The 16,930-nt window shown below is 36.7% G+C and carries 18 protein-coding genes and 1 pseudogene; 14 read left to right on the forward strand and 5 right to left on the reverse strand.

Going from position 1 to position 16,930, the window contains the following annotated elements; translation table 11 throughout:
* Positions 1-43 precede the first annotated feature (43 nt).
* The 4 genes from JCM14932_RS14070 to JCM14932_RS00860 form a co-directional block, all read right to left on the reverse strand.
* Positions 44-325, reverse strand: a complete 282-nt coding sequence (locus JCM14932_RS14070; RefSeq protein WP_034542290.1) for a hypothetical protein — start codon at positions 323-325, stop codon at positions 44-46.
* 3 nt (positions 326-328) lie between these two features.
* On the reverse strand, positions 329-640 hold the full coding sequence (locus tag JCM14932_RS00850; protein WP_025023183.1) for a type II toxin-antitoxin system prevent-host-death family antitoxin: 312 nt from the start codon (positions 638-640) through the stop codon (positions 329-331).
* Positions 641-765: 125 nt separating this feature from the next.
* A complete protein-coding gene (locus JCM14932_RS14075; RefSeq protein ID WP_081776077.1) occupies positions 766-1,728 on the reverse strand; it encodes a sensor histidine kinase in 963 nt (320 codons plus the stop codon).
* Between the two features lie 35 nt (positions 1,729-1,763).
* Positions 1,764-2,447 carry a response regulator transcription factor gene (locus JCM14932_RS00860; RefSeq protein WP_025023184.1) on the reverse strand — a complete coding sequence of 228 codons (684 nt, stop codon included), beginning with the start codon at positions 2,445-2,447 and terminating at the stop codon, positions 1,764-1,766.
* Positions 2,448-2,519: 72 nt separating this feature from the next.
* Between JCM14932_RS00860 and JCM14932_RS14080 the strand changes: the two are divergent.
* From JCM14932_RS14080 to JCM14932_RS00875, 3 genes and pseudogenes are all read left to right on the forward strand, one after another.
* Positions 2,520-3,295 (forward strand): annotated as a pseudogene (locus JCM14932_RS14080) (ABC transporter ATP-binding protein).
* On the forward strand, positions 3,276-3,773 hold the full coding sequence (locus tag JCM14932_RS00870) for a hypothetical protein (RefSeq protein ID WP_025023185.1): 498 nt from the start codon (positions 3,276-3,278) through the stop codon (positions 3,771-3,773). The pseudogene JCM14932_RS14080 and the gene JCM14932_RS00870 overlap by 20 nt, the downstream one beginning before the upstream one ends.
* An 80-nt stretch (positions 3,774-3,853) precedes the next feature.
* A complete protein-coding gene (locus JCM14932_RS00875) occupies positions 3,854-5,281 on the forward strand; it encodes an ABC transporter permease family protein (RefSeq protein WP_025023186.1) in 1,428 nt (475 codons plus the stop codon).
* Here JCM14932_RS00875 and JCM14932_RS00880 read toward each other — a convergent pair.
* Complete coding sequence (locus JCM14932_RS00880; protein ID WP_025023187.1) at positions 5,274-5,717, reverse strand: hypothetical protein; 444 nt, start codon at positions 5,715-5,717, stop codon at positions 5,274-5,276. The genes JCM14932_RS00875 and JCM14932_RS00880 overlap by 8 nt on opposite strands.
* Positions 5,718-5,759: 42 nt before the next feature.
* Between JCM14932_RS00880 and JCM14932_RS00885 the strand changes: the two genes are divergently transcribed.
* The 11 genes from JCM14932_RS00885 to JCM14932_RS00935 all read left to right on the forward strand — a co-directional run bounded on the left by JCM14932_RS00885 (position 5,760) and on the right by JCM14932_RS00935 (position 16,918).
* Positions 5,760-6,482, forward strand: coding sequence for an MBL fold metallo-hydrolase (locus JCM14932_RS00885; RefSeq protein ID WP_025023188.1), 723 nt, complete (start codon positions 5,760-5,762; stop codon positions 6,480-6,482).
* 259 nt (positions 6,483-6,741) lie between these two features.
* A complete protein-coding gene (spxA, locus tag JCM14932_RS00890; RefSeq protein WP_025023189.1) occupies positions 6,742-7,140 on the forward strand; it encodes a transcriptional regulator SpxA in 399 nt (132 codons plus the stop codon).
* Positions 7,141-7,402: 262 nt separating this feature from the next.
* Positions 7,403-9,883 (forward strand): BspA family leucine-rich repeat surface protein, encoded by a 2,481-nt coding sequence (locus JCM14932_RS00895; protein WP_025023190.1) that lies wholly within the window; start codon positions 7,403-7,405, stop codon positions 9,881-9,883.
* A gap of 244 nt (positions 9,884-10,127) precedes the next feature.
* Complete coding sequence (locus JCM14932_RS00900; protein WP_025023191.1) at positions 10,128-10,889, forward strand: BspA family leucine-rich repeat surface protein; 762 nt, start codon at positions 10,128-10,130, stop codon at positions 10,887-10,889.
* Positions 10,890-10,918: 29 nt separating this feature from the next.
* Positions 10,919-12,664, forward strand: a complete 1,746-nt coding sequence (locus JCM14932_RS00905; RefSeq protein ID WP_162149781.1) for a BspA family leucine-rich repeat surface protein — start codon at positions 10,919-10,921, stop codon at positions 12,662-12,664.
* Positions 12,665-12,825: 161 nt separating this feature from the next.
* Entirely contained in the window at positions 12,826-13,509 is a 684-nt protein-coding gene (locus tag JCM14932_RS00910) for an adaptor protein MecA (RefSeq protein ID WP_025023193.1), read from the forward strand.
* A gap of 137 nt (positions 13,510-13,646) precedes the next feature.
* Complete coding sequence (locus JCM14932_RS17355; protein ID WP_268870353.1) at positions 13,647-13,928, forward strand: Panacea domain-containing protein; 282 nt, start codon at positions 13,647-13,649, stop codon at positions 13,926-13,928.
* Positions 13,929-13,939: 11 nt separating this feature from the next.
* Positions 13,940-14,107, forward strand: a complete 168-nt coding sequence (locus JCM14932_RS17360) for a Panacea domain-containing protein (protein ID WP_268870354.1) — start codon at positions 13,940-13,942, stop codon at positions 14,105-14,107.
* 6 nt (positions 14,108-14,113) lie between these two features.
* Entirely contained in the window at positions 14,114-14,605 is a 492-nt protein-coding gene (locus JCM14932_RS00920; protein WP_025023194.1) for a hypothetical protein, read from the forward strand.
* A gap of 904 nt (positions 14,606-15,509) precedes the next feature.
* Complete coding sequence (locus tag JCM14932_RS00930) at positions 15,510-16,364, forward strand: MetQ/NlpA family ABC transporter substrate-binding protein (RefSeq protein WP_025023196.1); 855 nt, start codon at positions 15,510-15,512, stop codon at positions 16,362-16,364.
* A gap of 80 nt (positions 16,365-16,444) precedes the next feature.
* On the forward strand, positions 16,445-16,918 hold the full coding sequence (locus JCM14932_RS00935; protein ID WP_025023197.1) for an S-ribosylhomocysteine lyase: 474 nt from the start codon (positions 16,445-16,447) through the stop codon (positions 16,916-16,918).
* Positions 16,919-16,930: the final 12 nt, after the last annotated feature.

The following is a 16,930-nucleotide window of genomic DNA, read 5'->3' on the forward strand; positions in this document are numbered from 1 at the left end:
TTTCTTTTTTCGTTTATTCCATATTCAGATACCTTTTTGTTGCCTATTTGTAAACCTTTTTATCTTCTCTTTGTCCGATTGCAATAATTTTTATTATTCTGATTTTTTGATTAGTTTGAGTAAATATTATGCGTAGCCCTAAGGGCTTATTTTTTAATTTACGACATTTATTTAATTCTCCACTGAGAGATTGCCCAGCAGACGTACCAAGAATTTTAATTCTTTCCAAGCCTTTGTCTACAAAAACTTTTTGTGAGCCGTCTAGATTATTATATTCAATTTGAGCTTTATCAATGAATTCTATGGAATAGACATTATTTTTCAAGAACTATTCCCACCCATCATTGGGATCAAGACTTGGCTTATTGTTGGCAATTTCTCCACGTACTTCGTAGTCGGAAAGTATTTTATGTGGTTCTTTTAGTCTCTTCGCAGCTTCCAGTTCAAAAACCTTTTCTTGTAGTTGGTTATTTTCTTTTACTAAATTTTCGTAATCATCAACGGAGATTACGACTCCGGCAGGTGTATCACGACTGAATACATATAGTCCAGTTTTCTCAGCATGTGCTTTTTCAAATACAGACTTAGGAGATCTTTTTAGTTCACTAATATTGCTTGTTGGAACGTCTAAAATTTTCATTTTGTAATGCCTCCTTTTAGTTATTCATAGTTTAATATCTTTAAAAGTTTTTTAAAAGACTTTTAATCGGTCATTTAAGACAATAAAAAATACTAACATATCTATCTGATGTGTTAGTATTTTTTTTACTGCTGATAATAAGGCAAATCCAAAAAGGTAATAACGATTTCAGTACCAACACCAACTTCAGATTTAACTTCAATCTTATGTCCAAGCTTATCAACCATCTTTTTAACCAGATACAATCCGATCCCGGTTGATTTACTACCAGATTTGCGGCCATTATCACCGGTGAATCCTTTGTTGAAGATACGGCTAATATCCTTATCTTCGATTCCGATACCATTATCTTTAATATGCAATTCGACATTATTGTGGTAATTAGTTGTGAAAATTTCGATTTTGCCACCTTGGTCGGTGTACTTCAAACTATTAGTAATGATTTGATTGAGAATGAAGCTCAGCCATTTCTCATCAGTCAGAACTTTGTCATCAGTCACATCTAGGCTGATCCCAATGCGCTTAGAAATAAACATGCGTTTATTTGATCTGATTGAAGACTTGACGATGTTGTTCAGATCTTGTTCCTGAATCAAGTAATCGTTGGAGAAGTTATTCAATCTGGCAAAGTATAGTGCTTGGTCAACTAAGTAATCTATCTGGTCGATTTCCTCGTCGATCAAGTCCTTATCTAAGTCGCTATCTTGCGACAGCTTCAAAGCTGCCAAGGGTACTTTGATATCGTGGACCCAAGACTCAGTATATTCTTGTTGGTCATTTTGATTCTGGTACAATTCAGTCAATTCATTACGATATTCCAAAGCAATATTATTGATCTTGTCTTGGATGAATCGTTGTTCATTGTTGGAAGCACCGTGTAATTCCTTTGATAGGTCTTCTTGATAATTATTTAATGTTTCATACCAACTCTTCTTGCGTAGGTAGGCAAATATCAGGCCTAAAAAGGCAAACAGAACCGCAATCAACCATGAATAAATCAGCGTTCCAGTTTGAAATTTAACGTGTGGATCTAAGAATAAGATTGCTTCAATAAAGGTCACACTTATCAAGATCGACAGTAGTGACAATAGATGATCGCGCAGATATTTAAAAAAAAGTCATATTAGCCTCGCTTAAGGATGATGTATCCTTGTCCCACTTTAGTTACGATATAATTCTTCAAGCCAAATTTTTCGATCTTACCACGCAGACGGTTGATGTTAACAGTCAATGTATTGTCATCGACGAAACGTTCGTCATCCCACATGAAGTTCAATAATTGTTCACGTGTGACGATTTTGCCTTGATCCCGCAGCAATCTCTGCAATAACTTATATTCATTCTTCGATAAGTCAATCTTATCAGCGCCAATCTCAACAGTTCCGCTGGATAGATTCAGCTTCAAGCCATTGTGTTCGATGATATCGCTTGTGTTCTTGGTGAAGTCATAAGTACGACGTAATAAGGCATTGATTTTGGCAACCAAAATATCGACAGAGAATGGTTTCTCAACGAAGTCGTCGGCACCCATATTCATTGCCATGATTTGGTCCATGTTAGAATTTCTAGACGAAATAATTATTATCGGTGTTTTGGAAACCTTACGGATCTCTTGATTCCAATAGTAGCCGTCGTAAACTGGCAAGTTGATATCCAGCAATACTAAGTCCGGCTTGTAATCATTGAATTCTTCCATTACTTGATTGAAGTCTTCAATGATGTGTGTGTCGATCTGCCACTTCTCAAGATTCTCACTGATCAGCTTAGCAATCGATTGATCGTCTTCAACAATCATAATTTTGGCCATTGTGAAACCCCCTCGTGCTAAAATGAAGACACTATCTACTATAATAACAATATTATCTTAATTATTGGAGAAATTAACGTGCAAATTATCGTAAAAAACATCGCCAAGGATTATGGCAAACGTCTAAATGCGGTCCATGCCATCAAGGATATCAGTCTTGAAGTCAACAAGGGTGAGTTCCTCGGCATTATGGGGCCTAGTGGCGCGGGGAAGTCGACCTTGCTCAATATGATCTCGACTAATGAACGTCCAGATCACGGCCAAGTCATCATTGACGACATCGACATGACACAATTACATGATCGTGAACTAGCCAAGTACCGTCGCAATAAGATGGGCTTCATCTATCAGAGCTTCGAGCTGCTTGATTCATTGAATGTCAAAGAAAATATTATTTTGCCATTAGCACTCAATCATGCGAACAAAAAATTCATCGAGTCGCGAGTTAAACATTTGAATTACTTGTTGAATATCGAGAAGCTCAGCAATCGTAATGTGGATGACCTCTCATTAGGGCAACGCCAGCTAGTTTCAGCTGCCAGAGCTTGATCAATAATCCGGAGATTCTCTTCGCTGATGAACCGACCGGTAGTTTGGATTCTAAGTCAGCGACGATTCTGCTTAATTATATGCAAGTCATCAATCAGCGTGAGCGGGCAACTATTCTGATGGCCACACACGACGCTTTCACGGCGAGTTATTGCAGTCGGGTAATCTTCATCAAAGATGGCACGATCTTCTCTGAGATAGTCAATTCAGGCAAACGTGAGGACTTCTTCGAGCAGATCATCAACATGCAACGAACGATTGGAGGCGGAAGTTATTTCAATGTATCTCAAGATAATTAAAAAAAGCCTCACAAATATGCGAGACAGTTACTTGATTTATATTTTGGCATGTAGCTTCGCCATTGGATTGTTTAGTATCTTGCTCTCATTGACCAACAACAAGATCATGAAGCATGACGTCAGTATGTGGCGCACTTCGCTGATGCCGATCGTCTTTACACTTAGTGTTGTCTTCGCCATCTCAGCCTTCGTTTACATGGCGTATGTCGGTGGTTTCTTCATCAAACAGCAGCAACACGAATTCTTAACTTTCCAAAAACTAGGCATGTCCAAATTTACGATTATCGTAATTGGTTTCCTGCAGACATTTATCATTCAAGTTATCGCTTGGGTATTAGGAATAATCGAAGCTCTGATATTTCAGAAGTTTTTCGGAATGTTATTGTTGTATCTAATGCACGTCAGATCCAATTTTACGATGTACCTCAGACTGGTGAGTCTGACGACGCTGCTGCAAATTGCCGCTACGCCATTCTAGTTTTTAGCATCATGAATGCCTTTAGGACTTATCGCATAGTCAGAACTAAAAAGTCCAAGGCACGCAAGGTCAACTTTTGGATGCGAATACCAGCTGGAACGTTAGGAATCTTGCTCTTTACCACAGCGATTGCAGTGACCATCAGTATGTTTGCTAATTTTGAAAACTTTGGTTATCAAAGTTATGGTGACCGGATTATCATGCAGATCATCTATATTTTCTTTGCTTTTTTCTTCGGGACGTATTTGATCTACTTTGGTTTCTTGCCGGTTTTGTTAACGGTTCTACAAAAAATCAAACGAATATCATATTCTGGCTTGAATATGTTCAGTTTCAAATATTTGAAGAATCGGATGAAACACAACACGTCTGTTTTGTGGTTTGTGACTGAATTATCAACTTTAGCGTTGATGTTGCTGACAGTTTGTTATTTCGGGTATCAATTGATCTATGATAATTATCACGCTGAATATCCTTTTGCCTTGACCGCTAATAGTGATACTGCTGATGATGTGAGAAATATCATCAATGATAGTAAGACGCAGGTCAAGAAAGAATACCATTCGAATATCAAAATAACGCTGGTTTCAACCCTTGATACATCAGGACATATCTTAGTTCAACGACCAGCTTCATTCATGTCTTATTCCGAGTATATGAAATTACCTGACAAAATCAGACAGAATAATCCCTACATCAATCCTCATCAATTCATGCGAATCGGTTTTGGAAATAACGAAACTTTTGGATTCTCAGAAGAAAAAGTCGAATGGCATGTTAAAAATGCCAAAAAAATTGTCACTAGAAAAAACGGTTCGTCATTTCCTTACGGTGGAGGGATGTATGCTGGTTCGTTAATGATCGTACCAGATGCTTATTATCATAAGCTATCCACCAAAGCGACTGACACGTTCTATGGCTGGTATTTTAAACATGGCGATAAACTATCCAAGAAGCAGGTAAAAAAGCTTGATAGGCTGAGGAATGCGTATATGATCAGTGTTAATGCCAAGTCTAATCTAAATGATTCGGAATTCACCATCAAAAAATACAGCTCAATGGATCAGTCTCCTAATAATTACATTCAATCAGGTTTCGTCAGACAGGAGAGTGCTAAGCGGCACTTGAATCAAATCGTTGGCTTCTTCATCTTCATGATTGCTATCTTCAGCATAGCGCTCCTAATTGCTCTGGGTAGTGTCTTGACACTGCGAATACTATTGCGAGATGATCATGAATGGCGGCAATTGAAGACACTCAAAAAAATTGGTGTCAGCAACCAAGAAATCCGCGGTATCGTTCGCAGTGAGAATGCCTTGACCTTTATAATCCCGCTAGTCTTTGCACTCATGCAGTCATATGCTCTGATCTTACTAGCCGATAATGGTTGGAATTCGCTGAAATATGAATTCATGTGGATATTTGCTGGTTATGTCATTTTATACGGAATAATTGGCATTATCACATATTTGATTTCATGGCGAAGTGTTAAGCGTAGAATTAACTAATGACTTGATATTCTTTGGTGAAGAATCCGAATGGTACTTTTGAGTCAGAACGAATACCATTATCGATCTTATTTTGGATATATTTACGACCATCTTCCATGTGAGTTTGATTATCGAAGGTGCTGATAATTAGATAACTTTGCAAATCTTCACGAAGTTGGTATATTGCTGAGTTATAGTTAATTTTGTCGGTATCAATGAATTTGCTTTGAAATAATGCTGATTGGTCTACATTGAATTTGAGATATGTCAATAAATACACCTCGTCATTGGAATCGATGAATCCAGTCAGCTTGCGGTATTGCCCATTTCTGGTTAATTCTTTTATTAAAAGATGGTCTGTTTTATCATCAAATAAGGGTTTTAATAAAGTATCAGCAGAATTTTGTTGATGTTTTAAAAATGAATATGTACCTAGCTTTAATGTTATGTTCATGATTTTGAAATCCTTTCAATCAAAAATTTTTGGAGGCTTTCTATGTTACTTACAGTATTAGGTTATTATGGAGGATATCCTTACAAGGGTATCGGAACGTCAGGTTACTTGTTGCGCGACGATGACTTCAATCTCTTGATCGATTGCGGTAGTGGAGTTCTTAATGAATTATCGAACTTCATCTCCCCAACAGATCTGAACGCTGTTGTCCTATCGCACTATCACCATGATCATACCGCTGATGTTGGAGTTCTGCAGTATAATTGGCTCGCAGCGAAGAAACCTGAACCACTTCCAATTTACGGTCACACCCAAGACTTTGTCAACTTTGCTCAATTAACGAGTGAAGGTGCAAGTAAGGGGATTGCTTATAATGATTATGAGCCGACTGAGATTGGACCATTCAAGTTCGAGTTCATGCGTACGATCCACCCAGTTCCAGCTTACGCAATGAGGATCACGAAGGGTGACAAAACAATTGTCTACACCGCTGATACAACTTACTTCGACGGTCTGGTAGACTTCGCTAAGGGTGCTGATCTATTGATCACAGATACAAACTTCCCAGAAGATGTCACAGGCAGAAAGTGGCACATGAATACTCAAGAATCTGGTACCTTAGCGAAGGATGCTGGTGTTAAGAGATTGCTCATCAGCCACCTGCCACAGACAGTCGATTCACAGACTATGTTAGAACAATCACAAAAATATGCTGGAAATATTCCGGTAGTGAGTGCGTTCGCAGAGCTCGAAATCAATGTTTAGTAAGAATGTTGATTGTATAAGTTTTTAGTATATATCCATAAATTATAACTAATACTATAAATAATTTTATAGTTATATAAATTGTGAACTCGTTACACAAACATTGATATTAAAGGTGCTATTTTTCACAATATACGATTTGTAGAACAGATATTCGTACTTTTTATACAAAAAAGTATAGATTTTATTTTCGGATTAAGGTAAAATATTTATGTGTTCAAATAGTATTGAATAATACATAAGAAAAGGAGAGATTATAATGGTAACTATTTATACATCTCCAAGTTGCACTTCATGCCGTAAAGCAAAGGCTTGGCTCGAAGAACATGACATTCCTTACAAAGAAAGAAATATTTATTCAGAACCTTTAAACAAACAAGAAATTCAACAAGTATTACAAATGACAGAAAACGGAACTGAAGAAATTATTTCTACTCGTTCCAAAGCATTCCAAAACCTCGATGTTGATCTTGACGACTTAACAATTGACCAATTGTTGACACTAGTTCAAGAGAATCCTGGTTTGTTAAAACGTCCTATTATCATGGATGACAAACGTCTCCAAGTAGGTTTCAATGAGGACGAAATTAGAAGATTCTTGCCAAGAAGTGTTAGAACTATGGAGCTACAAAAAGCTCAACTTATGGCTGGTTTATAAGATCAGTTGGATAGTTGATTTATACCTACTATACGTCGTGTATGGTGGGTATTTTTTTGTGCTCATTTTTGGAGTGAAAATAGCTTAAAAACACCAGATAATACACACATTTTGGCTATTTGTGTATTATCTCTACCACTTATTGACTTGATATCGATAATTGTAAAATAGTTTTATAAAATCTGAACTAAACCCTCATGATTATATTGATATACTTCCACTTGTTAAAAAATTATCAAATTACTTAAAGGTGGAAATAATCATGGTAGGAGCGAAATCAACTGAGCAAAAGAAACACTGCACATTAAGATTCATTATTATACTCAGTGGTATCTGGCTGTTATTATGTGCGCCACAAGTCGTTAAGGCAGACGATGTAGAAGTTATGAACTCGTCTGATCTGCAAGGAATGTTGAACGAAAACAGTTCTGTTGTGCAAAATGCACCAGTTAATACAATTGCCCCACTCGTGGCCACTATAACTGATAGTGGTACGTTCGGTACTTGTGATTGGGATATTGATGATGAAGGATTATTGACGATTCATGCTGGAGTTCTGGGCAAAGGAATCGGTAACTGGGTTGCTGACGGTAGGATGAATGACGATATTACCAATGTTGTTTGTGATCCCGGAGTAGTTGCAAATGAAAATTCTGGTAGATTGTTCTTTGGCTTGAAAAACGTTCAAACAATTGATGTAACTAATCTGGATACTAGCAATGTTGTTGACATGTCATATATGTTTGCTTGTAGTTATAACGACGCTAATAATTCTCTGCATCAAAATGTATCTTTGATTAATATTATTGGCTTGAATAATTTAGACACAAGCAAAGTTCAGGATATGCACAATATGTTCTATAACGATATTAAGTTAGTTAGCTTAGATGTTTCTAGCTTTGATACCAGTAATGTTACTGATATGAATAATATGTTCTTTGGAGATTCAAAACTTGTCGAATTATCTGGACTAGATAAATGGGATACAGGCAAGGTACAAGACTTTAGTAGTATTTTTAATTATTTGCCGTTGACGAGTATGTCAGATATTGAAAAATGGGATATGTCTAGTGCTGTTGATATTGGATCGATGTTTTCAAACATGCGGAATCTAACTACATTAGATTTATCCGCATGGGATGTTTCTAACGTTGAAAAGGCACCCTTGCTTTTTTACTTCTGTGACGGTTTAACGAGTGTTAAAGGATTGGATCAATGGAACTATCATAAGATTACTGATATTCGATGGCTGTTTTATGGGAATACTAAGAATCAAAATATCCGTGATATTGAGGGGTGGGATACTTCCAATATTACGAATATGAACGGTGTCTTTGATTATTGTTTGGGTCTTGATTACCTGGACCTGTCAGGCTGGGATACTTCTAACGTTACAGATATGACTTATATGTTTCATTACACGCCTAAGTTGACCGAGATAAAAGGTATTACTAACTTCAACACCAGCAAAGTTACGAAGATGGGTAACATGTTCGCTAACTGCGGTGTACCAGTATTAGATCTGAGTAGTTTCGATACAAGTAAGGTAGTTGATATGAGTTCTATGTTCTATCTGTCTTCTAACAAAAATATTATTGGTGATTTTGATACCTCAAATGTTACTAATATGAATGGTGTCTTCAGCACATCAACTATTCCTAATTTTGAAGAGCTTGATCTTAATGTATTGAGTTGGGATGTTTCAAAGTGTAGGGATTTTGGTTCAGCGTTTTCTGGAAATCCTAATCTGACATCGCTGGATCTGTCCCAATGGAATCCGAAGAGTGCAACCTCATTTAACAGTATGTTCAGTGCTGATCCAAATCTTAAAAACCTTGATGTTTCTACATGGGAGACACCTAATTTAACATCATTAAATAATACTTTTTACCAGGATACGTCACTGGAAAAATTATATTTGTCTAGTTGGAATACTAGCAAAGTTACGAATATGTCATACTTGTTTTCTTATATGACCAATCTGGCTGAACTGGATATTTCTAATTGGGACACAGGTAAGGTCACATCAATGCTTCAAATGTTCGCGTATAATCCTAACTTGTGGAAGCTTTCGTTAGGGCCGAAGACCCAAGTTATCTCAGGAACTAATAGTAGTGGAACCAATATTGGTTCATCATTTCCTACACCGCCTGCAAAAAACACTGAAATAATCGATCCTACTACTGAGAACAAATATTACAGTATTAGTCCTAAGTGGCAGGAGGTCGATTATGATAATGGCGGTTCAGATCACGAACCGGTTGGTGCTTTGCGTACTAGTTCAGAATTAAATACGATTCCTAGAGAAGAGAACACGACCTACGTCTGGCAGCAGCAGCCATACATGGATGTTTCGATGGATGTACCAGACTTATCATATGGAACGGCATCTGCCAATCAGGGGGTCACACCGCGTGAACAAGATAGTTGGGCAATCACATTGAATAATAATGTTTATCCTGCTACAACGCTCAATACAACTATCGCAGTAAGCATGGAAACACCGCTTGCTAATGATGCGGGCGATACACTGGACGATTCGTTCATTTTCCGTGACAATACCGGTAATGATTCAGTTATCAGTACCACTCCGACAACTATCTATGACGGGAAGGTCACGAACGGAGTTAAGAATCTATCATGGGACAGTAATCACGGTTTCTTAATGAACCTGCACAGTTTCCAGACACCAATGGGGACTTATTCGACAACACTTGATTGGACGATGGTCAATAGTATTTAAATTTATCCTTGTTATACATTATGTATGACAGGGATATTTTTGTATCTGAATTGAGGCTAAAAAAAGCCAAAAATAAAGAGATAATACACATATTTTGCTTAAGTGTGTATTATCTCAATCATATGTTTACTACATGTCGATAATTGTAAAATGCTTTTATAATATTTGGATAAAAATGCCATGATTATATTGATATACTGCAATATGTTAAATAAGTAACAATCTATAAAAGGCGGATATAATTATGATGGGAGTAAGAATATCTGAGCAAAACAGGCAATATGTGCTGGGACTGATTATCGCACTCAGTGGCGTATTGTTGCTGTTATGTGCACCACAGATGGTTAAGGCAGACGATGTCGGTGTTGAGAACTCGTCTGATCTTCAAGGGATGTTGAATGAAAACAGTGCCGTCGTGCAGAATGCACCAAGTGCTGAAAGCACACCAGTTAATACAATTGCACCACTGTCAGCCACTATAACTGAGAGTGGTACTTTTGGTACTTGTGATTGGGATATTGATGATACTGGATTGCTTACTATTCACGCTGGGGTATTGGGAGCGGGGAATACTGGTAATAATAATAATATGTTGCCGAAGGCAGATTGGGCGCCATATGCAGCTAAAATAACTGCGGTTTATGTAGACCCTGGGGTTGTAGCTAATTCAAACTCTAATGCACTTTTTGCTAAGTTGCCTAATGTAAACAGTATAGATGTAAGTAATCTTGACATGAGTAATGTTACTTCTGTGATGAACATGTTCTATTACGATGAGAAGCTAACAACTATTACCGGAATCGATAAGTGGGACGTAAGCAATGTTATCTCAATGGAAGGCATGTTTGCTGTGGCAAGATTAGTCTCTAATATGGATTTGTCCGAATGGAATGTCTCTAATGTAACTAATATGGCTTACTTATTTCAGTCTGTGAGTGGTTCAAATATAGTTGGATTGCAAAATTGGGATACTTCAAAGGTTACCATTATGAGGGGAATGTTTTAGGTAGTAGCAAATTGGATATGAGTGAGATCATGAATTGGAATGTATCTAGTGTTACTGATATGTCATCTATGTTTTCATCAATGTACAGTTTGAAAACAATTGATATTTCAAATTGGGATAGGTCGAAAGTTACTAATATAAATAGTATGTTTTATTCAGATTCAAGCTTAGTAGAAATAAAGGGCCTTGATAACTGGGATACGAGTAAGGTAACAGATATGGGTGGTACATTTAGAAGTACTCGTTTTACAAGTATGCCGGATGTTGAAAAGTGGAATATTCAGAATGTTACAAATTTATCTCAGACTTTTTATCAATGCACAAAATTACAGCATCTTGATTTGTCTGGTTGGAATACAAGCAGAGTAACAACTATGGCTAATTTATTTAATGAAGATATATTGTTAAATGAAAAGACCTTGAAGGGAATAGACCAATTTGATACAAGCAACGTAACCGATATGGAAAGAGTCTTTGAGGGCACGGGTTTTGAGACCATAAATCTGAGCAACTTTAACACTAAAAAAGTTACTAAATTTATTGGAATGTTTATGAATACATCTAGTTTAAAAAAAATAATTGGTAATTTTGATACATCTTCTGCAACCGATTTACGTGCAATGTTTGAGGATTCTACTATTACAGATTTTACTGATCTAAATATTAGTGATTGGGATACAAGTAAAGTTACTAATTTTAACCAAATGTTTTATGGGACTCAATTTAGTTCGTATGATTTTGTTAATGATTGGGATGTTAGTTCAGGAACAGACTTTGGAGAGATGTTTACTAGATGTCCAAATTTAACTACTGCATCTACATCTAGTTGGAATATGCCCAAGGCGACCAACCTATCGTCAATGTTCAATATGGATCCCAAGTTAGAAAATCTTGATACTTCTAACTGGGCACCACAGAAGCTTACTAACTTAGATAGTATTTTCATGGGAGATTCGTTATTAAAATATGTGGATGTATCAAATTGGAATACCTCTGCTGTAACAACTATGAAGAATACGTTTAATGGTTGTAGTGTATTAGAGAGTCTGAATGTGTCAAATTGGAATACTGATAAGGTTACTGATATGACTGATCTATTCAACTATGATAGAAAATTATCTGGGATTGATTTATCGAATTGGAATACAACCAAGGCTGATACAACTGCTATGTTCAATGGTATGAGTAATCTTTGGCAAATTACTCTGGGTGAAAATTCAGTAATCACGGAAGAATCGGCACTTCCAGTACATAGCCCGGGTATTTCTATTTATGATTCATCGACACCAACGCAATACAAGTCAGTCAGTGAACGTTGGCAGACGGTAGCACCAGAAAAGGGCGGAACGCTACATGCTCCAGCTGGCGAACTATATACGCAAGATGATATTTTGAACCTGTACGGTACAACTGGAAGTGCAGCTCAAACTTACGTCTGGCAACAACAACCATACATGGATGTTTCAATGGATGTACCTGATCTGTCTTATGGAACAGCAATGCCAGATCAAGGAATCACACCACGTGAACAGAGTAACTGGGCAATTACTTTGAATAATAATGTCTATCCTGTCACAACACTTAATACAACTATCTCAGTTAATATGGAGAAACCACTAGCTAATAGTGTTGGTGATACGTTAGATAATTCATTCATTTTCCGAGATAATTCAGGCAATGATTCAGTTATTAGCACAACGCCGACAACTATCTACGATGCAAGCTTGCCAACGGAACCAAGAGTCTTTCTTGGGACAGCAATCATGGCTTTTTGATGAATCTACATAGTTATCAAACGCCAATGGGGAACTACACCACAACGCTTGATTGGACCATGGTAAATAGCGTATAATTTTGTCTAAACATAGAGAGGTTTCTTTACTTTACAAAGTTTATGAGACTGTTAAAATGTAGATACAGAATTGAGGTGACTATGATGGAAATGGATCGACTTAATGAGAACACAATCAGAGTCATTCTTAGTACGCAGGATTTGCAAGATCGTGGAGTAACTGTTCTTGATCTCTTGGGAAACAAGAAACAGATCGAATCATTTTTCTACAGTATTTTGGATGAAGTTGACAAGGACCACGTTTTCTCTAACAATGAACCGGTAACTTTTCAGATTATGCCAAATAAACAGGGTTTGGAGTTACTTATTAGCAAGAGTGACGATGTTGATGGCGCTGGTTCATTGCCATTAAATACGTTACAAAATTCAAATGATGAAGATACTGATAATAATCAATTTGAATATGATAATGCTAAGTTGGGTAATGCCGAGTACGATGAGGATACTGCACCATACTTGAATGACCCTGATACACCTACAAAGGCAATTATTGTTGAATTTAAGGATTTTGAAGATTACGTTCAACTCGCTGACCTTTTGCACTTGGAGAGTGGAGTTTCTAATTTATGGGAATATCAAGGTAAGTACTACTTGCAATTGATCCTGTTTACTGATGAAATGCACGATATGACTTACAACGACGTTATGGCAATGTTGAGTGAGTATAGTTTCAAGACTAAGGTGACAGCTGCTGTATTGTCAGAGTACGGTAAAGAAGTTATGAGTAACACAGCTTTAGAGTTAACTAGACACTATTTTAAGAATTAGAAGTCGCCTTTGGCGGCTTTTTTTGTTTGTAAATTTTTTGTAAAGTCGAACTTTTGGTAATTCAAATAAGATACAATACTAGTTATTGATGTTATTATTTAGTCAAGAATTATTATATTCTGTGAGGAGGAATGACAATGTTTGATGCTAAGCAAATTGCTAATTGGTTTTTGGCAAAGCACAAGGCAATGATGATAGAAGATGACGCCATTGATCCAATGACACAGATGAAACTTCACAAGTTATTGTATTATGCACAGGGCGTTTATCTAGCTGTAAGTGACGATAGATTATTCTCAAACGATATTCTTCATTGGGATCATGGTCCCGTTGTAGAAGAAGTTTCCAAGAATATAAGGGAAGAAAGTCCATTGATGATGATATTACTGAACACCAGTTGTCGGATTTTAGAACGGTAAATAGTGATGAAATGGTTAATTCTGTTTTGGAAGCTGTTTATGATAAGTATGCTGAATATTCCGGATCACAGTTAAGAAATATGACTCATAGTGAAAGACCATGGATGGAAACTAAGCATAATGAAGTTATACCGGTTGAATTGATTAGAGATTATTTTAAATCTGAAGTTGTTGAATAGAGGATAATGGGTAAAATAAAGCTTAAAAATACGAAGGTTCAAAAGAGTATTCAGAGCAGTGAATTTAGTAAGCTGAAGTTGAATGATATTCTTGATAGTAAGGAAAAAAGAATAGCATTCAATTTTTCTTTTCTAAGTGATAACGATAAGTATAATTTGAATAATAAAAAATTCGGAATACAGAGCCAATATCTTTTTAGAAGAATTCATGAGATGTCAGAATTGTCCATGGTTGAATTAATTGTTGGAAATAAAAGGCAAACGCTTGAGGTTCTTAAAGAAATTGATTTACCGAGTAATGCTAAATTATTACAGTTGGTGGACCACAAGGAATTTGGAATTAAACGAGCAAATCAATCGAGAAGTAAGTATTATATTTTTAGATTGTGTAAGAATAATAACCCTTATGAAACTCGTATTATTGGTCGTTTCATTGATCCAGTTTTTTATATTATGTACTTAGACTTTGAACATAAATTGTATGCTCCTCGAAGATGATTCTGTAGTAAACGGTAAGTAATTGTTAGACCAGCTGTTTAGGAGTACCTCTACCTTAGTGAGGACTATATATAATTATGGGAGTATCCTTGCCTTAGTAGGAACAGAACAGGTATATAGGGGTATTTCTACCATAGTGGGAACGATAAATCACAAAAGTGTCACCTGAGAAAGGTGGCACTTTTTTATTTACCTCGTTTTCGAGATAGATATTCAAAATATATCCAGTTAATAATCGTATCAATTATTATCAAAATAATGGCATACAAAGTTCCTTCTAAAGAAAACTTTTTACCCGTTTGTAATTCAACATATTGATTGGCTATAAGAAAGAACATCACGTATGAAATGGCTAGATAAATATAATATTCCTTGAAGAATTTTAACATTTGAGAATTCCCCCTCGTATTGATATTTGTGCGTTTAACCGTTTGATTACTATAAGTGTATCATGATTAATTTAAATTTTTATTTGACAATATAATTTTAAAAGTGTAAATTAATCACCAATCAAATGATTAAAGATTATTTAATCTTATTAGACGTTGAAGAGAAGAGTAAGTCAGCGAGTAGTTTGAATAGTGACCGTCAGATAGTGAAAAGGCGGAACGAAAGTCGTACTGAAGATGAGCTTGGAGTCTTACCTAGGTGGAAGCCAAAGGTACGCAAGGATGCGATATCATCCCGGACATGTTAGTGTCGTTGAGGTATTTTGGGTAACTGGAATACGAATTAGGGTGGTACCACGGTAATCGTCCCTACATTGCAGAGTAATTCTGCGTATGTAGGGACGATTTTTTGTTGCATAAGATTTTGAGGAGGCGGATATATGCGAGTTGTAATTTATAAACCACCCATGTGGTACTCAAGTTAGAAGGTATTCAATTTGAGGGGGAAATGAAAAATGAAGAAAAAGTGGCATAAAATTTTTGGAGCGATTCTATTAGGTTTATCAGTATTTTTGTTGGCAGGTTGTGGTAATAATGCTTCTGCATCATCTGAGAGCAAGACCATTACCGTTGGTTCACAAGGCTCAGACCTTGAGATTTGGCAACATATTGCCAAAAGTTCGCAAGCTAAGGAAGCAGGGCTCAATATCAAAGTTAAAGAAATTACCGACGGTACACAGCTCAATAAGGCAACAACTGAAGGTCAAGTCGACGTCAACGCCTTTCAGTCATGGTCATATTACTTGGCCTACAATAAGCAAAATCCTAACGGCAAGTTAGCCGCCTTAGGGACAACTTATCTTGAACCATTAGGAATTTATTCTAACAAGTACAAGAAGGTTAGCGACATTCCCGATGGTACAACAATCGCCATTGCTAATAATCCAGCCAACACATCCAGAGATTTGTTGCTACTACAAAAAGCTGGTTTGATCACACTTGATAAAGGATTCGATGCCTTAAGCAATACCAAGGATATCAAGAGTAATCCGAAGAATTTGAAGTTCAAAGAGATCGATGATACGACAGGTCCTCGTGTTCTAAACGATGTCGATGTTGTATTGATCTCCAACACGGTTGCCTTAGATGGCGGACTACATGTTTTGACCGATTCCATCTACCACGAAAATGTTGACCAAAGCACTAAGGACAACGTCAATATCTTGGCAACTGCCGCAAAGAACAAGAATAACAAGCAATATAAGAAACTAGTCAAGTTGTATCACAATAAGACGATTCAAAAATATATTAATAAAAAGTATTACGGAACTAAAATCGAAGTTAATAAACCACTGAGTTACTTGAAATAGAGAGTGGAAATAGTAGGTGCAGAAATCTGACTATTGTAACTCGTTTAATAAAAAATGAAATTTTAAGGAGAAATTATATTATGGCAAAAGTTGAAAGTTTTACATTGGATCACACAAAGGTTAAGGCACCATACGTCAGATTGATTACTGAAGAACATGGAGCAAAGGGTGATGCTATTTCGAATTATGACTTGCGTCTAGTTCAACCAAATGAAAATGCTATTCCAACTGCTGGATTACATACTATTGAACATCTATTAGCTGGCTTGTTGAGAGACCGCCTTGATGGCGTAATCGATTGTTCACCATTCGATTGTCGCACAGGATTTCACTTGATCACATGGGGTGAACACTCAACGACCGAAGTTGCGGAAGCTTTGAAGGGTGCACTCGATGACATTGCTAACAAGGTTGAATGGAAGGATGTTCAAGGCACTGACAAGTACAGCTGTGGTAACTACCGTGATCACTCATTGTTCTCAGCTAAGGAATGGTCGAAGAAGATTCTTGAAGAAGGAATCAGTAATGATCCATACGAAAGACACGTAATTTAGTTATAAGAAGGA

Origin of the sequence: Companilactobacillus nodensis DSM 19682 = JCM 14932 = NBRC 107160 (assembly GCF_000615905.1) — a bacterium.
Taxonomy (GTDB): Bacteria; Bacillota; Bacilli; order Lactobacillales; family Lactobacillaceae; genus Companilactobacillus; species Companilactobacillus nodensis.